The following is a 19566-nucleotide window of genomic DNA, read 5'->3' as shown; positions in this document are numbered from 1 at the left end:
GAAAAGTGCGATGAATCAATTCGCGATTCTGTACGGAGATCGATTTATCAGGCCGACCGGGTAAAGCACGGCCTGCCTAACGGCAGGCCGTTACCGGCCCGCACACAAAATATCTGACAGTCCCAAGAGCCTGGTCGGCCCAGAGGCCGCCAAGGTCAAAGAAGATCAACCAACACCAACAACCCCCTCCCCATGCATCTGCCGCAATAAAGCCAACCCACCCTCCAGAAAAGCCAAATCCCCCACCATCCCCGCCTCGACCGCCAATCCCTGCAACTGCTCACGCCCGGTCAACTCGGGAAACTCGCCAATTCGCTGCAACAACCGCCACGCCAACGGACTCAGTTCAGAAAACTTCACTCCCCAGTCCTCGGCACGACGCACCAGCAACAAGGTCGGCTGAGCAGGCACCACATCAGGCTGACAATCCGGCCCCACCCGTTGCACCGGCCAGGCATACGCCAACGGCCAGGCCAGCGGCGAAACCTGCAAGGGCCGATCCAGCAGCAACGCGGCATCACCGGCAACCAGAGGCTCGGCGTCAGACTGCTGCAGCGCCATTTCCACCCACTCGTAATGCGCCAGTTCCACCATGAACGGCGGCCACGACCCATCGCTCAACGCCTGAGGCCCGGCCGCGAGAAACTCGACAAACTCCTGGGCGATCTCACCAAATTTCGGCGTGCGAGCGCGGTAGTCCCGCAGAAAGATCCGCACCAGCGAACGCCAGCGTTCATCCCCCAGAACCTTCACTAACACCGGAAAGGTGCCACTGAGCAGCGAAGACAGGTTGGCGAACACCAGATCGCGATAAACCTGTGCCCGCACCGGGTCCATTTCAGTGGGTGGCGCGTTGTGTTCAGGGTCGCGCAGGTACAGGCCCAGGGTGGTTTGTTGATGCAAAAGACTCGACTTATCCACGGTTCACGCCCTCCCGTTGCAGGCGGCGAATGGTCTGCAGTTCCGCCACCAGTTCGGCGAATACGGGAAAGTTGAAATCCCGCTCCAGCAAGGTCGGTTGCGCGCCAAACCGGGCATAAGCCTGGGCCAGCAACGACCACACCGCCGGTTTGACCGAAGCGCCATGGGTGTCGATCTTCAAAGTATCGGACTCGTCGAAATGCCCGGCAATGTGCATCGCCACCACCCTGCCTGAATCGATGCCCGCCAGAAACGCCTGCGGATCGAAGCCGTGGTTGATCGAATTGACGTAGACGTTGTTGACGTCCAGCAGCAGGTCGCAATCGGCCTCACACAGCACGGCATTGGTGAACGTCACCTCCTCCATGTCCTGTTGGGGCGCGGCGTAATAGGAAACGTTTTCCACCGCCAGACGTCGCCCGAGAATGTCCTGGGCCTGGCGGATACGCGCGGCGACGTGGTGCACCGCCTCTTCGGTAAACGGCAGCGGCAACAGGTCGTACAGGTGGCCGTCATCGCTGCAATAGCTCAAATGCTCGCTATACAGCGGCACGTTGTAGTGATCGAGAAAAACCCGGACTTCCTGCAAAAAAACGATGTCCAGCGGCGACGGCCCACCGAGGGACAGGGACAGGCCATGACAGGACAACGGATAGCGTTCCGCCAGGGCGCCCAATGCCGCGCCGTGGGCGCCGCCGATGCCGATCCAGTTTTCCGGCGCGACTTCCAGAAAGTCGAAATCGCCTGCCGGTGCGGCCTGGAGGTCTTTGAGTAAACCGCGACGCAGGCCAAGCCCTGCGCTGGCCTTGGCTACGGGGGGGATGGATGTCTGCATGGTGTCGATCTCGCATGTGTCCAGGATTGCGGGCAGGTGCCCGCCTTGAGACACAGTTAATCGAAGGGGTGTATCGGGACTGTGTTCGACAGGGCTCGACAATGGATGGCTATGTATCGAAACCGGGGCTGGACACACTGCAATACACAACGCCACCCCCTGTAGGAGCGAGCTTGCTCGCGAAAACCCGAGCACACCGCGTATATCCAGACAGCGCGCGTTATCGTTGACGACCTTCGCGAGCAAGCTCGCTCCGACAGAGGGTTGTGCCAGGCTCACCGCTTTCGTCGCGCCAGACCACGCAATACAAGGCCCGAACTAAACTTAACGCACACAGGGCCCGCTCAGCGCCCTGCACATTCCAACGACCACCGCCCAGCGGCGAGCACCTCGCCAGACAATGCCCCTGGACCGTGATCCTGCTGAAGGAGCACACATGATGGACGAGGCCAGACTTAACGATTTCATGGGCAAACTGGTGAATGACATGGGCGGCGCGGCGATGCTCGCCAACGTCATCCTCGGCGAAGAACTCGGCCTGTACCGGGCGATGGCCGACAGTCAGCCCATCACCCCCGAAACCCTTGCCGAGAAAACCGGCTGCAACACCCGTCTGTTGCGCGAATGGCTCAGTGCCCACGCCGCCTCGGGCTACATGGAACACCGCGACGGTCAGTTCCGCCTCCCGGAAGAGCAAGCCATGGCTCTGGCAAACGAAGACTCACCGGTTTATGTGGCGGGCGGAATCGGTGTGGTCGCGTCGTTTTTCCACGACAAGGACAAACTGGTCAAAGCGATGCGCGGCGACGGCGCCCTGCCCTGGGGCGATCACCATCCGTGCATGTTCAGCGGGACCGAACGCTTCTTCCGCCCCGGCTACAAAGCCCATCTGGTCGCCGAATGGTTGCCGGCCCTCGACGGCGTGGTGGCCAAACTGGAGGCAGGGGCCAAAGTGGCGGACATCGGCTGCGGCCATGGCGCCTCGACGGTGATCATGGCCCAGGCGTTTCCGGATTCGCGCTTCGTCGGTTTCGACTACCACGCGCCGTCCGTTACCGTTGCCACCCAACGGGCCGAAGAAGGAGGTGTATCCAGCCGGGCCAGGTTCTTCCAGGGCAACGCAAAAAGCTACCCCGGCAGCGACTATGACCTGATCTGCTACTTCGACTGCCTGCATGACATGGGCGACCCGGTGGGCGCGGCCAAGCATGCCTATGAGTCGTTGAAGGATGACGGCACGGTGCTGCTGGTCGAGCCCTACGCCAACGACTTGCTCGACGACAACGTCAACCCGGTCGGACGCCTGTTTTACGCGGCGTCGACCTTTATTTGCACGCCCAACTCGCTGTCCCAGGAAGTTGGCCTCGGCCTCGGTGCCCAGGCCGGTGAAGCGCGGTTGCGCAAGGTGTTCACCGAAGCGGGTTTCACTCAATTCCGCCGGGCGACTGAAACGCCGTTCAACCTGATCCTGGAGGCACGTAAATAGTCCCCGCCGCCATCTCTGTAGGAGCGAGCTTGGTCCGGGCGGCATTCCGACGATGGTGTGTCAGCTATATTGATGACGACTGACACTCCATCGCGAGCAAGCTCGCTCCTACAGGTTTCCCGGCATGCTCGATCGCCAGACCCGTGACCAACTCGATCGCCTCCATCAGTTCATGGCCGACGCGCCGTTTGCAGTGCTGACCGGTGCCGGTATCAGCACGCCCTCGGGTATCCCGGAGTCCCGGCGACGCTATTGGGCGCGGGCGATGCTCGGCTGGCCACGGGTGCGACTGGCACAACCGAACGTGGCCCACGACACCCTGGCCCGCTTGCAAGGCACGCGGCAGATCAGCGGGCTGATCACCCAGAACGTCGACACCCTGCACGACCAGGCCGGCAGCCGTGACGTGATCGAACTCCACGGCAGTCTGCACCGGGTGTTGTGCCTGGATTGCGGCCAGCGCAGTGAACGCGATTCGATCCAGTACCTGATGGAAACACAGAACCCCTACCTGGCCGGCGTCGACGCGATGCAGGCGCCGGACGGCGACACCTTGCTCGACCCGGCCTTCGAGGAACGCTTCAAGGTCCCCCGCTGTCCGCATTGCGCCGGGGAACGGATGAAGCCGGATGTGGTGTTTTTTGGCGAGAACGTCGCACAGGCCACGGCGGCCAAGGCGATGGCCGCCGTCGAACAGGCTGCGGGGCTGTTGGTGATTGGCTCGTCGTTGATGGCCTATTCGGCGTTTCGCTTGTGCCGGGCGGTGGTGGATCAGGGCAAGCCGTTGATTGCGATCAACCTGGGCAAGACCCGGGCCGATGAGATGCTGGATTTGAAGATCGAGGAGTCGTGCGAGCGGTTGTTGCCAGTATTGGCGAAGCTACTTGGCAACTGACGAAACCCGATCCCTGTAGGAGTGAGCCTGCTCGCGATGGGGCCGGCACATACAACATCTTTGTCAACTGACACACCGCCATCGCGAGCAGGCTCGCTCCTACAGAGGATTGTGATCAGCTCATGGCAACTCGCTGCCCAAGATTTTCCTCTTTGAGCACATCAAACAACGCCTGCGCCGCCGCCGACAGCTCTCCCCCCGGCAACGTCAGCACCCCCAGCGCCCGCTCCACCACAGGGTTGCGCAAGGTAATGCAACGCGCCCCCAGTTCGCGCATCTGCCCGGCGCACAAGGCCGGCACCGCGCTCACGCCCAGGCCGCTGGCGACCATGCGCCCGACCGTCGCCAGTTGATGGCTTTCAAACTCCACCGGCAGCTTCATGCCCCGGGCCTGCAAGTGTTCTTCCAGCATCACCCGCACCGTCGACGGTCGCTGCAAGGTAATGAAGGGTTCCTTGAGCAGGGTCTGCCAGTCGATGTCGTCGAGTTCGGCCAGCGCCGAATCCAGGGGCACCACCGCGACGAATCGGTCGATGTACAACGGTGTGAATTGCAGCGACGAGCTCTGGGTCGGCTCGAACGCCACCCCCAGTTCCACCTGGCGGTCACGGACCATTTCCAGCACTTGTTCGTTGATCACGTCATTGACCGTCACGTTGACATTCGGATAGCGCGCGCGGAAGGTCTTGAGGATCGGCGGCAGCAGGTTGCCGGCAAACGACGGCATCGCCGCCAGGGTCACGCGACCGCGCTGCAGGGTGAAGCGCTGACGCAGTTCATCCTCGACATTGTCCCAGTCGGCGATCAAGCGGCGCGCCAGCGGCACCAGGGATTCGCCTTCGGCGGTGAGCGACACGTTACGTGTGTTACGGGTGAACAAGCGCCCGCCCAAGCCCTCCTCCAGCGCCTTGATGGTCAGGCTCAGGGCCGATTGCGACAGGTGCAGGCGCTCGCAGGCCACGGCAAAGCTCAGGCTCTGGGCCACGGCCAGAAAGGCGCGGATCTGCTTGACGGTCATGGGGCGATGCTCCGGTTGTAAGCTTCAGGTTCTAAGCTGCAATAGAAGAGACAAAACATTATTGAGCTTTATCAATCAATCCGCTCTAAAAAACAACTTAACAAATGAATCTCACAGCGAGACACTCCATCCCATTCGGCTAGCCAGCCGCCCACAAAGAATAAAAGAGGTGCATATGGCAGGTTTCGACAAGCGCGTGAGTTCCTACGAGGAAGCACTGGCAGGTCTTGAAGACGGCATGACCGTGATCGCCGGCGGCTTCGGCCTGTGCGGGATCCCGGAGAACCTGATCAACGAGATCAAGCGCAAGGGCACCCGCGATCTCACCGTGGTTTCCAATAACTGCGGCGTCGACGGTTTCGGCCTGGGCGTACTGCTGACCGACCGCCAGATCAGCAAAGTGGTGGCCTCCTATGTCGGCGAAAACAAGCTGTTCGAAGAGCAACTGCTCAAGGGCGAAATCGAAGTCACCCTGACCCCGCAAGGCACCCTCGCCGAAAAAATGCGCGCAGGCGGCGCCGGCATCCCGGCCTTTTTCACCGCCACCGGCGTTGGCACTCCAGTCGCCGAAGGCAAGGAAGTCCGCGAATTCCATGGCCGCAAGTACCTGATGGAAGAATCCATCACCGGCGACTTCGCCATCGTCAAAGGCTGGAAAGCCGACCATTTCGGTAACGTGATCTATCGCCACACCGCCCAGAACTTCAACCCGCTGGCGGCCACCGCCGGCAAGATCACCGTGGTCGAAGTCGAAGAAATCGTCGAACCCGGCGAGCTGGACCCGGCGCAGATCCACACCCCTGGCATCTACGTCGACCGGATCATCTGCGGCACGTTCGAGAAGCGCATCGAACAGCGCACCGTGCGTAAGTGATCCCCTGCCCCCGGACCGAATGAAGGAATAACGACAATGGCACTTTCCCGCGAACAAATGGCTCAACGCGTCGCCCGCGAAATGCAGGACGGCTTCTACGTGAACCTGGGCATCGGCATTCCGACCCTGGTCGCCAACTACATCCCCGAAGGCATGGAAGTCATGCTGCAGTCGGAAAACGGCCTGCTGGGCATGGGTCCGTTTCCTACCGAAGAAACCATCGATGCCGACATGATCAACGCCGGCAAGCAAACCGTGACCGCACGCACCGGCGCGTCGATTTTCTCCTCCGCCGAGTCCTTCGCGATGATCCGCGGCGGTCATGTCGACCTGACCGTGCTGGGCGCGTTCGAAGTGGACGTGCAAGGCAATATCGCCTCGTGGATGATCCCCGGCAAACTGGTCAAGGGCATGGGCGGCGCGATGGACCTGGTGGCCGGCGCCGACAACATCATCGTCATCATGACCCACGCTTCCAAGGACGGTGAGTCCAAGCTGTTGTCCCAATGCAGCCTGCCGCTGACCGGCGCCGGGTGCATCAAGCGTGTACTGACCGACCTGGCCTATCTGGAAATCGAAAACGGCGCGTTCATTCTCAAAGAACGTGCGCCGGGCGTCAGCGTCGAAGAGATCGTCGCCAAAACAGCCGGTAAACTGATCGTGCCGGACCACGTACCGGAAATGCAGTTCGCTGCCCAGTGAGGAATCATTCCATGCAAGAAGTCGTCATTGTTGCCGCCACGCGCACCGCGATCGGCAGCTTCCAGGGATCCCTGGCCAATGTGTCCGCGGTTGACCTGGGCGCTGCGGTGATCCGCCAGCTGCTGGCGCAAACCGGCCTGGACCCTGCACAAGTCGATGAAGTGATCATGGGCCAGGTACTGACTGCCGGCGCCGGGCAAAACCCTGCGCGCCAGGCCGCGATCAAGGCCGGCCTGCCCTTCGCCGTACCGGCCATGACCCTGAACAAGGTCTGCGGCTCGGGTCTTAAAGCCCTGCACCTGGGCGCCCAGGCGATCCGCTGCGGCGACGCCGAGGTGATCATCGCCGGCGGCCAGGAAAACATGAGCCTGGCCAACTACGTCATGCCCGGCGCCCGCACCGGCCTGCGCATGGGCAACGGGCAAATCGTCGACACCATGATCAGCGATGGCCTGTGGGATGCGTTCAACGATTACCACATGGGCATCACCGCCGAGAACCTGGCCGAGAAATACAGCCTGACTCGCGAGCAGCAGGACGCGTTCGCCGCCGCCTCGCAGCAGAAAGCCGTAGCCGCCATCGAAGCCGGGCGCTTCGTCGATGAAATCACCCCGATCCTGATCCCGCAGCGCAAGGGCGATCCGCTGTCCTTCGCCACCGACGAGCAACCACGGGCCGGCACCACCGCCGAATCCTTGGGCAAACTCAAAGCCGCCTTCAAGAAGGACGGTTCGGTGACCGCCGGCAACGCTTCGTCGCTGAACGACGGCGCCGCGGCCGTGATCCTGATGAGCGCGGAAAAAGCCAAGGCCCTCGGCCTGCCGGTACTGGCGAAAATCGCTGCCTACGCCAACGCAGGCGTCGATCCGGCGATCATGGGCATCGGCCCGGTGTCGGCCACTCGCCGCTGCCTGGACAAGGCCGGCTGGAGCATCGACCAGCTTGAGCTGGTTGAAGCCAACGAAGCCTTCGCCGCGCAATCGCTGGCGGTGGCCAAGGACCTGGAATGGGACTTGAACAAGGTCAACGTCAACGGCGGCGCCATCGCCCTGGGTCACCCGATCGGTGCCTCGGGTTGCCGCGTGCTGGTGACCCTGCTGCATGAAATGCTCAAGCGCGACGCCAAAAAAGGCCTCGCCACCCTGTGTATCGGTGGTGGTCAGGGCGTGGCACTGGCGCTCGAACGGGCGTAAGCCAACAGCGTTCAACAGACGGCGCGGGGACCCACGAAGATCCGTGACCGCCTGGAAAAACACCCGGTACGATGCAAGTCGTACCGGGTTCTTTTTTGCCTGCGTTTTTTCAGGTGGACCGAGTCATCGTTCTTCGCGAGCAGGCTCGCTCACACAGGGGATTTGTGGTCACAGAAAGTTAACTGTGGGAGCGAGCCTGCTCGCGATGAGGCCCGAACTGTCACCTCAAAAACTGCAGATTCAACCATAGCGGATTGACCCCATCGCGGGATGTCCAAAAAACGTATGCGCAAAGACCTTTCGCACAATTTTCAAAGGGCTTGGATTTTGTATACAAAATCCACATACAAATAAAGCAATCTACCCGATGCAATGTTACCGTTGCCACTTCACACAGGTCGGAGACGTGCGCGTGTTGATCCTCAAATTGCTGGTGATCCCAGGCTTCCTGCTACTGATTTCCCTGGCGGGCAAACGCTGGGGGCCGAGCGTGGCCGGTTGGTTATCGGGGTTGCCGGTAGTGGTCGGACCGATCCTGTTGTTCCTCGCCCTCGAACAAGGCCAGGCGTTCGCCGCGCAATCGGCCACCGCCGCGCTGTCGGCCATGTTCGCGATGATTGCGTTCTGCGTGACTTACGCCCAAGTCGCACAACGGGCCGGATGGCCGCTGGCGCTGCTGATCTCACTGTCGGTCTGGGCACTGGTGGCGGTTGCCCTGTCGCTGATCCCGGCCTCCCTGATGTTTTCGGTGTGCTCCGCCGCCACCGCGCTGCTCGCTGCACCGTACTTGTTCCCCACCGTGCAACCGGTGCTCAGTGGTCCGGCACCGAAGTCCGACAAACTCCTGTTGCGCATGGTGGCCGGTGCGTTGCTCACCCTGATCGTGACTCTGCTGGCCAGCACCGTCGGCGACCGCTGGAGCGGCCTGCTGGCGGTGTTCCCGGTATTGGGCAGCGTGATGGCGGTATTCTCCCAGCAAACCCGTGGCCCGGCCTTCACCGCCGCGCTGTTGTGCGCCACCGCCACCGGCATGTACTCGTTCGCCGCCTTCTGCCTGGTGTTGGCCCTGGCCCTGCCGACGATGGGAATGAACGCTTTTGTACTGGGCGTCGCGGTGTCGGTGGCCATGCTGGGCGTGACCAAGCGTTTGCTGGCGCGGCCGGCGGGCCCGGCGACTGACACTGAAGGAGCAGCCATCAAACGCTAAGCTGCATCAGCTCATCGGGCTGTCCTCAGCATAGGTGGATACTTGGCCAAGGCGACCGCTGGGTAGAGCACACTGGAATGCATCGCAACCTCCATGGGATGATCGCGCCCCACCGCGCGCCCATCCCTGGAGATCCCGATGTCATTGTTGAGTAAAAAAGCCCTTGTCCTTCTGTTGGCCGTCGCTACCGGCCTTGGGGCTTTGAATGCGCAGGCCGCCAAGGCCGCTTCCAGCAATACGCCCGCCCATAAAGTCTCGATGCTCGGCAGCAAGTTCACCTTCAACCTGCCCAAGGGTTTCATCGCCAACCCGCTGCCGGCCAGCCCGGACGGTGCCAGCGGCACCCTGTACAGCAACGAGACCACCAAGACCGTGGTGATTGCCGCTGAAAACACCCTGCCCAACGGTATCAGCGTCAAGGACAACGACGGCGGGTTCCTCGACGGCACCGTGGCCGACTTCGATGCGGCGCAACACAAATCCCTGCCCGACTACAACAAGCTCAGCGAGAAAGCCCTGACCCGGACAAACGGGCTGGGCCTGCGCCAGATCGACGGCACTGCCACCCAGGGCGGTGGCATGACCCTCACCACCACGTTGATGGCGGCATCCGGCACCCGCATGGCGGTGATCCAGGTGATTTCCCGCCCAGGCGACATGGCGGCCCACGAAACCCTGGTCAAACAGATCGTCAGCGGAAAATGAGGCTCAAGGGTTGAGACGCTGCAACCAGGCGCTCAGATCCTGTACCTCGTCGGCACTGATGCTGTGACCGACACCGGGGTAAGCGTGAAACTCGGGCTCGAGTGACACGCTCTGCAACAGGCTGTTGGCTTCGGTGCCGTCGCTCAATGGCAAGCGTTTGTCCTGTTCGCCATGACCGATGAAAATAGCCAGCGACTGGCGTTTTTCATCCGGTTGGAGCTCGGACTTGAGCACCGGCAGAATCCGCCCGCTCAACGCAGCGATCCCGCCGAGCGCCTCGGGATGCCGCAAGCCTGTTTCGTAGGACATGATCGCGCCCTGGCTGAAACCGACCAGGAACACCTTCTCGGGTTCGGTCTGATATTTCTTCGTGGCCTGTGCGACGAAATCCAGCAGCAATTGGCCGCTGGACTTCAGATCATCGGTCTCGCCGTTGTAGGCCCCTTCGCCCTTCTTGCGAAACCACTGGTAGCTACCCTCTTGCATCACCATCGGCGCCCGCACCGACAGGTAGGTGTAGGACTTGGGCAAGCCATCCTTGATATCGAACAGGTCCTGCTCGTTACTGCCGTAACCGTGGAGAAAAATCACCAGGGGTTGATGGGTCGAATCGGCGCTGGCCTGCGCCAGGTACTTGAGCGGCAGGTCGGTTTGCAGCGGGGTTTGGGCGTGGACGGCGGTGGATAGCAAGAGCGTGAGCAGCGCGAGCATCTTCAACATGGGGCTTCCTTCACTGAATGCAGGATTCGGGGAAGAGCCTAACACTGGTCAGTAGGCAGAGGCATCTCTAGCGTGGCGGGTGCCGTCATCGCGAGCAGGCTCGCTCCTACATATGAAATGCATTCCACCGTAGGAGCGAGCCTGCTCGCGATGAGGCCAGGACAGACAGCGAAGTACCTGGATCAGTCGTTGATCAACTTGCCCACCCGAATCGGCTCGCGCCCGGCGACTTTCGCCTGCCAGCTGCCCGGCTGGGTGTAGCGCCCACGGTCGATGGCAAACAGCACGCCACTGGTGCCGGCCTGCACGGTGGTGACCTTGTCGTTCAATGGGTCGACCACCTCGAACAGTGCATCGCCCTTCTCCACCCACTCCCCGGCCTCGCGCAGGAAGCTGACCACGCCGTGATGCGGGGCGAACAGGTACTCGGTGCCTTCGAACGGCATGCCCTCACAGCATTCGGCCGGTGCCGCCGGCCAGGTGCCGGAGATGAAACCCTGCTCGGCGAGGAACCCGAGGATGGCCTCGCAATTGGCCTGGGCCTGGTCGACCCGGGTGTCGCCCATGCTGCCCAGTTCCAGGGTGGTCGCCAGGTTGGCCGGTGGAATCGCCGCCGCCGGGAACGCCCTGGCCAGGCGCAACCATGGCGAAGAACAGGATTCATCGAACGAACTGCCGCCGGAGTCTTCACACAATAGCGCCACGCCGGCCTTCAGGCGCGCCGCCAGGGATTGCCACTGCGGCCAGTGCTGCGGCAATGCGTAGATGTGAATGGCCGCATCGAAATCGCAATGCAGGTCGAGGGTGATGTCGGCGTCGCAGGCATGGCGCAGCAACAGGCGGTGCATGGCTTCCAGCTGCGATGGCGCTGCCGGCAAGCCGTCGAGGACCTGGCCCATGGTCTGACGAATCAGCGCGATGTTGGCTTGGGCATCGTTGCCGAGACGATCACCGATCAACGCGGCCACCGGTGCACTGAGTTCGACGAACGAGCGGTTGAAGTTCTTGCCGCTGCCGAGCTCGAAACGCCCCATGTGGCTGCCTTGCACGTGCTGGTCGAGGCCTATGGGATTGGCCACCGGCACCAGTTCGATCACACCCTTCAATTGTCCCTGCTGTTCAAGTTCGGCCAGGCGTTTCTTCAACTCCCAGGCCGTGCGCATGCCCGGCAATTCGTCGGCGTGCAGGCTGGCCTGGATGTACACCTTGCGCGTGCCCGCGCCATAACGAAACACGCTGAGGGTGCGCTCGCTGCCCAGGTGGCTCCAGGGCAGTTTGTGGTCGATGCGTTGCATGGGGGGACTCCTGATGTCAGAACGGCGAGATCACCTGTGGGAGCGAGCCTGCTCGCGAAAGTGTCATGTCAGGCAACATGGATGTTGAATGTACCGCCGCCTTCGCGAGCAGGCTCGCTCCCACAGGTATCTCGTTTCAATAGAAAGAAAGCACAAAAAAAATGGCAACCGCGCCAACGGTTGCCATTTTTCCAAACGGCTGGATTACTCGCCGTAAACGTCAAACTTGAAGTACTTGTCCTGCACTTGCTTGTACTTGCCGTTGGCGCGGATTTCAGTGATGGCAGTGTTGAACTTGTCCGCCAGTTCCTTATCACCCTTGCGCACGGCAATGCCTGCGCCGCCACCGAAGTATTTCGGATCGTTGTATTCAGGGCCGACGAAAGCGAAACCTTTACCGGCGTCGGTTTTCAGGAAACCGTCGTCCAGGTTGACCGAGTCGGCCAGCAGCGCGTCAATGCGACCGGACACCATGTCCAGGTTGGCTTCCTGCTGGGAGCCGTAGCGCACCAGGACAATGCCCGCCGGTTGCAGCACTTCAGTGGCGAAGCGGTCGTGGGTACTGGCGCGCAGAACACCGACTTTCTTGCCCTTGAGTTCGGTCAGCGGGTCCTTGACGTCGCTGCCTTCCTTCATCACGAAGCGCGCCGGGGTGTGGTAGTACTTGATGGTGAAATCGACGTTCTTCTTGCGGTCGTCAGTGATGGTCATGGACGACAGGATGGCGTCGATTTTCTTGACCTTCAGCGCCGGGATCAGGCCGTCGAACTCTTGCTCGACCCAGGTGCACTTGACTTTCATCTGCTCGCACAGCGCATCGCCGATATCCACGTCGAAACCGGTGAGTTTGCCGTCAGGGGTTTTCATCGAGAATGGCGGGTAGCCGGCTTCGATACCGATGCGGATCGGCTTGGCGTCTGCGGCCACGGCGGTCAGGGACAACAGCGACAGTGCCAGGGCACCGAACATCACTAGCTTCTTCATTTATAACTCCTGTGTGCGGAGGCTTTTATTGGCAGCGTTCGGTCATTGCTTTATGAGCGGGAACCGAAGTGGCCGGCAGTCTAGAGCGGCTACAGGAGGGCAAATTACGCCGAGGCGACAAATATTTACAGAAAAGTGGCACCTGAATAGAGGCGCCAAGGTGAACGCGCCATGAAGGTGCAATGTCTGTCAGACATATCGCGATTTCAGACAAGGCCTACAGGTTTTTCGGCTCAATCCGACAAAACGGGACGACTGGCGATGCCCGGTGATTTGCGGCACATTGAGCGCCCTTGCGTCCCATCGAGAGTAGCGTGATGCCCACGTTGAACCTGATCCAGCACCACCCCGCCGAAGGTCCGGGCGCCATCGCGACCTGGGCCGAATCCCGAGGGCTGACGCTGAAGGCGTTTCGCGCCGACCTCGGTCAATTGCCGCCCGTCAGCGCCGATCCCGTGATCCTGTTGGGCGGGCCTTATGAATCCAACGCCGGCCCTGCCTGGCTGGAAGCCGAACGGCAATGGCTCAGAGGCACGCTGGATCAGGACGCGGCCGTGTTCGCCATTTGCCTGGGTGCGCAGTTGCTGGCGTTGAGCCTGGGCGGGAATGTGCGACGGATGGACCGGACCGAAACCGGATGGACCACCGTGACCTTCATCGATGGGCAAGCGCTGAAGGTGCTGGAGTGGCACGAAGACGCCATCGACCTGCCACCTGCCGCGCAGCTGTTGGCCAGCAGCGAACAATGTGCGCAGCAGATGTACCGCGCCGGGCCTTTGCTGCTGGGGTTGCAGTTTCATCCGGAGTGGAACGCCGAGTCGGTGGCCATGCTCAATGCGCACTTTGGCGATGAGTCGCCGTTGCCCCGGGGCCCGCAGAAGACTGAAGCTTACACAGCAGTCGCCAAGTGGTTAGAGGCGACGCTGGATGAGTGGTGGGCAGCCTCTGCCTGTCGCTGAAATACAGACCTTTGGCGAGGGGGTTTGGGTATCAGCATTCGCAACCGATCACGCTGCTGGCTTGCCGCTGTATCCCGGCACTCAACTCAAACCCTTCATCCAGCCACCCGGTCACGCCGCCGATCATCTCCTTGACCGGATAACCCAGGGCCGCCAGTTTCACTGCCGCCTTGTTGGCGCCGTTGCAATGCGGCCCGGCGCAGTACACCACAAACAGGCTGTTCTTCGGATAACCCGCCAGGCTTTCGGCGCTCAGCAAGCGCCCGGGAATGTTGATCGCTCCCGGTACATGCCCGCGTTCGAACGCCAGCGGACCACGAACATCCACCAGAATGAAATCGACTTCGCCAGCCTGCTGGCTGCCGTGGACGTCGGAACAATCGGTTTCGAAGGTCAGACGGTTGCTGAAATGCATCAGGGCGATGGCCGAGGGGGCGGCGGGAATTTCGCGAACCAGGCTGGTCATGGGCTGTACTCCAAATAAGCGGTGGGTGTGGGAGGACTTTATCCGCCAGCCGCTTGCGGCTACAGTGGCGCACAAGACACTCACCGGGAACTTTCCGCCAAATGCACCCAACCCCAGGAACGGTCGCGATTCTGGCCTACGACGGCCTGTGCACGTTCGAGTTCGGCATCGCCGTGGAGATCTTCGGCCTGCCACGACCTGAATTCGATTTTCCGTGGTACGAGCATCGTATCGTCGCGGTCGATCAAGGTCCGATGCGTGCCATGGGCGGTATCCAGGTGCTGGCCGATGGCGGCATGGAAATGCTCGCCGATGCCCGCACCATCATCATTCCCGGTTGGCGCGACCGCAGCGCCGCGGTGCCGGCGGAACTGGTCGCCGCCCTGCGCCAGGCCCATGCCCGGGGGGCGCGGTTGCTGTCGATCTGCTCCGGTGTTTTCGTCCTCGCCGCCACCGGGTTACTCGACGGCCACGGTGCGACCACGCACTGGCGCTATACTTCGGAACTGGCCGAGCGCTTTCCCGGCATCCTGGTGGACCCGGACGTGCTGTATGTCGATTCCGGCCAATTGATCACCTCCGCCGGCAGCGCGGCAGGCATTGATGCCTGCCTGCACCTGGTGGCGCGGGATTTCGGCACCCAGGTGGCCAATTCCGTGGCGCGACGCCTGGTCATGTCGCCGCAACGCAGCGGTGGCCAGGCGCAATTCATACCGACGCCGGTCAGTCCTACACCGCGCAGCGATCTTTCCCGCGTCATGCAGTGGGCACGTGAGCGTTTGCACGAACCGCTGGAGGTACGCGACCTGGCCAGCGAAGCCGCCATGAGCGAACGCACCTTCCTGCGCCGCTTCACCGAAGCCAGCGGCCAGTCACCAAAAACCTGGTTGCAGCACGAACGCCTGGGTCGTGCCCGCGAACTGCTGGAAAGCAGCGACCAGAACACCGAGCAGATTGCCGAGCGTTGTGGTTATCGCTCGGTGGAAAGTTTTCGGGTGGCCTTTCGAACGGTGGTTGGCGTGCCGCCTTCGGTGTATCGGGAGCGGTTTGGGCGTGGGGGCAGTGCTGTTTCTTGATGTGCTCTCAGGGGCCCCTTCGCGAGCAGGCTCGCTCCCACATGAGCGGTGTGAACACTGGAGATTCACTGTGGGAGATTCACTGTGGGAGCGAGCCTGCTCGCGAAGACGTCAGCCCGGTCACCTCAATTCTCAAGGCTTGCGCAATAAATAGGTATCCATGATCCAGCCATTGGCCAGCCTTGCAGCCTTGCGCACCCGTTCGATTTCATCCGCGACATCCTTGAGCCTGCCGCTGATCAGGATTTCATCCGGCGTCCCCAGATAGGCCCCCCAGTAAATCTCGGTGTCCTGTTCCACCACCTGCCGGTAAGCATCCTGGGCATCGAGCATCACCACCAGACTGTCGGCATCACTCACCTGCCCTGCCGCCAGACGCCGGCCGGTGGTGATTTCAACGGAGCGGCCAATCTGGTTGAGCGGCACCTTGTGTCGGGCCGCCAACGCCTGGACGCTGGTAATGCCGGGAATCACCTCGAACTCGAACCCACAGGTGCCCGAGGCCTGGATCGTCTGAAGGATGCGGATGGTGCTGTCGTACAGCGCAGGGTCGCCCCACACCAGAAAACCACCACACTGGCTGTCGGACAGTTCTTCGTTGATCAGCCGTTCGAAGGTCCGTTGTTTGGCCAGGTTCAAGTCGTCGACACTGGTCTTGTAGTCCACCTCACCGCGCTCACGCTCAGGACTGTGGGCTTCGACAAAACGGTAATCGTGGCCGGTGATGTAGCGTGAACAGATTTCACGGCGCAGATCGATGAGCGTGTCTTTGCTCCGGCCCTTGTCCATGAGAAAAAAAACATCGACCTGATTCAACGCCTTCACCGCTTGCATCGTGATGTAGTCGGGGTTGCCGGCACCGATCCCGATGACCAGGAGTTTTTTCATCACAGCAGGTCCTCGGGGTCGGTGCCCGGCAAGCGCAGTCGCCAGCGGCCATGGAAGCGTAACTCGACAGCCGAGAGAGGTTCGACGTCGATCAGGCTGGACGAAGTCCCCTGCAAGACCTGCGTCAGCGCGGCGCGGATGACAAAGGGATGGGTAATGGCAACGATGTGCCCCGGCGTCGACTGCAGCGCTGTCAACCAGGCGCCCACCCGCTCCTCCAGTTGCACCAGCGACTCACCACCGTGGGGCGCCGAAGCCGGGTCTTCCAGCCAATCCTGGAGCGCCTGGGCTTCAGTTTTTTGCAGCTCACCGATGCGCACACCGCTCCAGCGCCCGAAGTCGCAGTCCCTCAGCGCGTCGACAATCTCCGACTCGCTGCCGAACAGTTCCGCGGTTTGCCGGGTGCGCAACTCCGGGCCGCAGACAAGACGTGGAGCGCCCTTGAACGGGTTGCAACGGGAAAGCCTGAGCGCTTGCCAATCCATCTCCAGAGGTTCGTCCAGAGGAAAACGCGCCAATTTCTGTGCGACGGTTCGCGCATGGCAAATCAGGGTTAAACGGGTTGCCTGCACCAGTAATCACTCCAGGGATGGAAAGGAACAGCGGCGTCAGGTAAGCGCCATCACGCAATTGTGCCGCAAGAAAGCAGGCCCGGGTGGTGTTTAATTTTCCTGCTCGAAACAGATTCCTACAGTCATTTCCTGCCAGACTTTCTGTCATGGCTGACCGCAACGCAGGCAATCACCTACAAGACTTTACGACATCGCCGTAGCCCTTTAGCACAGGCATTTCGCCCCTTTTTCGGGCACGAACAGACCACGCGAAAATTCACTAGACAGGCAGTACGCGATGATTAAATACTCCTTTCAACGGACTGTTAAAACACTTGCCACGCTTATCCAGCAGGAGCCCGGATGCCTTTTTTCGAACACCCGATCAACGCGTCTGGCCAGGCATCGCCTGCGGCCGAACCACCCGTTCCTCGTTTAATGCGGTCCATCCCGGGAAACACCCGATAAGAAAAAGCGTGGCGCCTGACAACGTTCAGACGACCACCGATTTAATGTGTGGAAAAACCGACAGTGATAGTCAGGTTCGGCTCCAATCGCCGAATCGTTTGATACAGGAGTGTCTCCATGCTGGTCTTGCGTCCAGTCGAGTTGGCCGACCTGCCCCAGTTGCAGAGGCTCGCCCGTGAAAGCCTCGTGGGCGTCACGTCCCTGCCCGACGATAGCGAACGGTTACGTGGAAAAATCCTCGATTCCTGTGCCTCGTTCGAAAAGAACGTCGAGACTCATGGCCCGGAAAACTATTTTTTTGTACTCGAGGACCTGACGACAGGGCACCTGGCCGGCTGCTCGGAAATCCTCGCCACGGCGGGGTACAACGAGCCGTTTTACAGCCTGCGCAACCGGCACTTCACCAGTGCCTCGCGGGAACTGAACATCGAGCACGGCGTACCGGCCTTGTCGTTGTGTCACGACCTCAGTGGCCATACCTTGCTGCGGGGCTTCCATATCGATGCCGCGCGGGTGCGCAGTGCGCATTCCGAATTGCTGTCGCGGGCGCGCCTGCTGTTCATCGCCGCCCACGCCCGGCGTTTTTCCGACACGGTCATCACCGAGATCGTCGGCTACAGCAGCGATGAAGGCCACTCACCCTTTTGGGACGCCGTGGGCAAGCATTTCTTCGACTTGCCCTACGTCGAGGCCGAACGGCTTTGCGGCCTGCAGAGCCGCACCTTTCTCGCCGAGTTGATGCCGCAGTATCCGATCTACGTGCCCATGCTGAGCCAGGCGGCGCAGGACTGCATCGGCAGCATCCATCCCGATGGCCAGGAGGCCTTCGATATCCTCGAACGGGAAGGCTTCGAAACCAACAGCTACATCGATCTGTTCGATGGCGGCCCGACACTTTACGCGCGCACCTCGGGCATTCGCTCCATCGCCTACAGCCAGTGCGGCGTAACGCAGCCTGGCCCGGTGATCGATGCCCGTGGCTGTTTTCTGGTGAGCAACGATTCCTTGAAGGATTATCGGGCCATCGTCGCCGATCTTGATTACATCCCCAGGCAACCCGTGGGGCTGGACGCCGCCATGTGCGAGGCGCTGAAGGTGACCGAGGGCAGCCCCATCAGGCTGGTGGCCCTGTGAATATCCAGCAGATTCAACGCCCGAGTACACGCGCACAAGGAACTGCCGCATGATTGTCCGTCCGGTCCAGATCACCGACCTGCCCGCCCTGCTCACGCTGGTGCGTCAGGCCGTTCCGGGGCTTACCAGCCTGCCGGCCGACGAAGAGCGCCTGGCCCACCGGATTCGCTGGGCCCAACGCACCTTTGCCGGGCAGGTCGATCGGGCCGATGCCGATTACCTGTTCGTGCTTGAAGACGACGAGCAGCAAGTCGTGGGCGTCAGCGCCCTGACAGGTGGCATCGGTCTGCGTGAGCCCTGGTACAACTACCGGGTCGGACTGACGGTCAGCGCTTCGGCGGACCTGGGTATCCAGCGCCAGATCCCGACCCTGTTTCTGAGCAATGAATTGACCGGGCAATCGGAAGTCTGCTCGTTGTACCTGCGCCCCGACCAGCGCCAGGGCAGCAACGGCCGTTTGCTTTCCCTCGCACGCCTGGTGTTTGTGGCCGAGTTTGCCCAGTTGTTCGGCAACCGGCTCATCGCCGAATTACGCGGCAGCGCTGACGAACGAGGTGGCTCGCCGTTCTGGGACAGCCTTGGCCGGCACTTTTTCAAAATGGATTTCAGTCACGCCGATCACTTGTCCGGGTTGGGCAATAAATCCTTCATCGCCGAACTGATGCCGCGCCAGCCGCTGTACACCTGCCTGCTCACCGAACAGGCCCGGGCGGTGATCGGCAAGGCCCACCCCAATACCGAGCCGGCCCTGAAAATCCTCACCGCCGAAGGTTTTGCCCACAAGGGCTACATCGATATCTTCGATGGCGGACCGGTCATCGAAGCCCCGGTTTCCGGGATCCGTACCGTACGCGACAGCCAACCGCTGCTTCTGGCCATCGGCGCGCCGGACGATAAAGCGCCCCTCTGGCTGATCCACAATCGCCGCCTGGAAAACTGCCGCATCACCTGCGCCCCGGCCCGCCAGGTGGGCAACAGCCTGGTGCTCGATCGCCTGACCGCCAAGCGCTTGCAGCTGCAACCCGGTGACTCGGTGCGAGCCGTACCGCTGCTTGACCAACGGCAACAGGCCGTGGCGGCGTGACTATCAGTTCGATCGCTGCGACGTCAATCGGCCTAACCCAGAAAATTCGTCATCATTCTCCCCCGGCGCGCGTGATAGCCTTTTATTTCTTCGGCGTTGACACTT

General features: G+C 61.5%; 20 protein-coding genes. 11 read left to right on the top strand and 9 right to left on the bottom strand.

Annotation, left to right across the window (positions count from 1 at the left end):
• Window positions 1–165 precede the first annotated feature (165 nt).
• Both BSF44_RS24405 and BSF44_RS24400 read right to left on the bottom strand, forming a co-directional pair.
• Window positions 166–921 carry a DUF2063 domain-containing protein gene (locus tag BSF44_RS24405; RefSeq protein WP_095945685.1) on the bottom strand — a complete coding sequence of 252 codons (756 nt, stop codon included), beginning with the start codon at window positions 919–921 and terminating at the stop codon, window positions 166–168.
• The gene (locus BSF44_RS24400; protein WP_095945684.1) at window positions 914–1756 is read right to left on the bottom strand and encodes a DUF692 domain-containing protein; all 843 of its coding nucleotides are present in this window, start codon (window positions 1754–1756) and stop codon (window positions 914–916) included. The genes BSF44_RS24405 and BSF44_RS24400 overlap by 8 nt, the downstream gene beginning before the upstream one ends.
• 439 nt (window positions 1757–2195) lie before the next feature.
• Here BSF44_RS24400 and BSF44_RS24395 point away from each other — a divergent pair, with 439 nt between their 5' ends.
• Both BSF44_RS24395 and BSF44_RS24390 read left to right on the top strand, forming a co-directional pair.
• On the top strand, window positions 2196–3242 hold the full coding sequence (locus BSF44_RS24395; protein ID WP_095945683.1) for a class I SAM-dependent methyltransferase: 1047 nt from the start codon (window positions 2196–2198) through the stop codon (window positions 3240–3242).
• Between the two features lie 124 nt (window positions 3243–3366).
• Window positions 3367–4137: a Sir2 family NAD-dependent protein deacetylase gene (locus BSF44_RS24390; RefSeq protein WP_095945682.1), complete on the top strand. Its 771-nt coding sequence runs from the start codon at window positions 3367–3369 to the stop codon at window positions 4135–4137.
• A gap of 115 nt (window positions 4138–4252) precedes the next feature.
• Here BSF44_RS24390 and BSF44_RS24385 read toward each other — a convergent pair whose 3' ends face one another.
• Window positions 4253–5155, bottom strand: coding sequence for a LysR family transcriptional regulator (locus BSF44_RS24385; RefSeq protein WP_095945681.1), 903 nt, complete (start codon window positions 5153–5155; stop codon window positions 4253–4255).
• A 175-nt stretch (window positions 5156–5330) separates the two neighbouring features.
• Between BSF44_RS24385 and BSF44_RS24380 the strand changes: the two genes are divergently transcribed.
• The 5 genes from BSF44_RS24380 to BSF44_RS24360 all read left to right on the top strand — a co-directional run bounded on the left by BSF44_RS24380 (window position 5331) and on the right by BSF44_RS24360 (window position 9836).
• On the top strand, window positions 5331–6029 hold the full coding sequence (locus BSF44_RS24380; protein WP_046043267.1) for a CoA transferase subunit A: 699 nt from the start codon (window positions 5331–5333) through the stop codon (window positions 6027–6029).
• Window positions 6030–6065: 36 nt separating this feature from the next.
• Entirely contained in the window at window positions 6066–6731 is a 666-nt protein-coding gene (locus BSF44_RS24375; protein ID WP_008026717.1) for a CoA transferase subunit B, read from the top strand.
• Window positions 6732–6742: 11 nt separating this feature from the next.
• Entirely contained in the window at window positions 6743–7924 is a 1182-nt protein-coding gene (locus BSF44_RS24370) for an acetyl-CoA C-acetyltransferase (protein WP_095945680.1), read from the top strand.
• Between the two features lie 412 nt (window positions 7925–8336).
• The gene (locus BSF44_RS24365) at window positions 8337–9131 is read left to right on the top strand and encodes a hypothetical protein (RefSeq protein ID WP_095945679.1); all 795 of its coding nucleotides are present in this window, start codon (window positions 8337–8339) and stop codon (window positions 9129–9131) included.
• A 138-nt stretch (window positions 9132–9269) separates the two neighbouring features.
• Window positions 9270–9836: a hypothetical protein gene (locus BSF44_RS24360; protein WP_095945678.1), complete on the top strand. Its 567-nt coding sequence runs from the start codon at window positions 9270–9272 to the stop codon at window positions 9834–9836.
• A 3-nt stretch (window positions 9837–9839) separates the two neighbouring features.
• Here the strand turns inward: BSF44_RS24360 and BSF44_RS24355 are convergent, their stop codons facing one another.
• The 3 genes from BSF44_RS24355 to BSF44_RS24345 all read right to left on the bottom strand — a co-directional run bounded on the left by BSF44_RS24355 (window position 9840) and on the right by BSF44_RS24345 (window position 12835).
• A complete protein-coding gene (locus tag BSF44_RS24355) occupies window positions 9840–10556 on the bottom strand; it encodes an alpha/beta hydrolase (RefSeq protein ID WP_095945677.1) in 717 nt (238 codons plus the stop codon).
• Window positions 10557–10738: 182 nt separating this feature from the next.
• Window positions 10739–11851 carry a succinylglutamate desuccinylase/aspartoacylase family protein gene (locus BSF44_RS24350; RefSeq protein WP_095945676.1) on the bottom strand — a complete coding sequence of 371 codons (1113 nt, stop codon included), beginning with the start codon at window positions 11849–11851 and terminating at the stop codon, window positions 10739–10741.
• Window positions 11852–12055: 204 nt separating this feature from the next.
• A complete protein-coding gene (locus BSF44_RS24345) occupies window positions 12056–12835 on the bottom strand; it encodes an ABC transporter substrate-binding protein (protein WP_095945675.1) in 780 nt (259 codons plus the stop codon).
• Between the two features lie 317 nt (window positions 12836–13152).
• Between BSF44_RS24345 and BSF44_RS24340 the strand changes: the two genes are divergently transcribed.
• Window positions 13153–13794 carry a type 1 glutamine amidotransferase gene (locus BSF44_RS24340; RefSeq protein ID WP_095945674.1) on the top strand — a complete coding sequence of 214 codons (642 nt, stop codon included), beginning with the start codon at window positions 13153–13155 and terminating at the stop codon, window positions 13792–13794.
• Between the two features lie 31 nt (window positions 13795–13825).
• Here BSF44_RS24340 and BSF44_RS24335 read toward each other — a convergent pair whose 3' ends face one another.
• The gene (locus BSF44_RS24335) at window positions 13826–14260 is read right to left on the bottom strand and encodes a rhodanese-like domain-containing protein (RefSeq protein WP_095945673.1); all 435 of its coding nucleotides are present in this window, start codon (window positions 14258–14260) and stop codon (window positions 13826–13828) included.
• A gap of 101 nt (window positions 14261–14361) precedes the next feature.
• Between BSF44_RS24335 and ftrA the strand changes: the two genes are divergently transcribed.
• Window positions 14362–15336: a transcriptional regulator FtrA gene (ftrA, locus tag BSF44_RS24330; protein ID WP_095945672.1), complete on the top strand. Its 975-nt coding sequence runs from the start codon at window positions 14362–14364 to the stop codon at window positions 15334–15336.
• Between the two features lie 132 nt (window positions 15337–15468).
• Here ftrA and cobF read toward each other — a convergent pair whose 3' ends face one another.
• Both cobF and BSF44_RS24320 read right to left on the bottom strand, forming a co-directional pair.
• Window positions 15469–16224 carry a precorrin-6A synthase (deacetylating) gene (gene cobF, locus BSF44_RS24325; protein WP_095945671.1) on the bottom strand — a complete coding sequence of 252 codons (756 nt, stop codon included), beginning with the start codon at window positions 16222–16224 and terminating at the stop codon, window positions 15469–15471.
• A complete protein-coding gene (locus BSF44_RS24320) occupies window positions 16224–16796 on the bottom strand; it encodes a histidine phosphatase family protein (protein ID WP_095945670.1) in 573 nt (190 codons plus the stop codon). Before BSF44_RS24320 ends, cobF begins: the two co-directional genes overlap by 1 nt.
• A gap of 564 nt (window positions 16797–17360) precedes the next feature.
• Between BSF44_RS24320 and BSF44_RS24315 the strand changes: the two genes are divergently transcribed.
• Complete coding sequence (locus BSF44_RS24315; protein WP_095945669.1) at window positions 17361–18377, top strand: arginine N-succinyltransferase; 1017 nt, start codon at window positions 17361–17363, stop codon at window positions 18375–18377.
• 49 nt (window positions 18378–18426) lie between these two features.
• Window positions 18427–19461, top strand: coding sequence for an arginine N-succinyltransferase (gene astA, locus BSF44_RS24310; RefSeq protein WP_095945668.1), 1035 nt, complete (start codon window positions 18427–18429; stop codon window positions 19459–19461).
• Window positions 19462–19566: the final 105 nt, after the last annotated feature.

It is taken from the genome of Pseudomonas sp. ACN8 (genome assembly GCF_002303925.1).
Classification (GTDB): Bacteria; Pseudomonadota; Gammaproteobacteria; order Pseudomonadales; family Pseudomonadaceae; genus Aquipseudomonas.
This window is presented reverse-complemented; position numbering and strand designations above follow the sequence as displayed.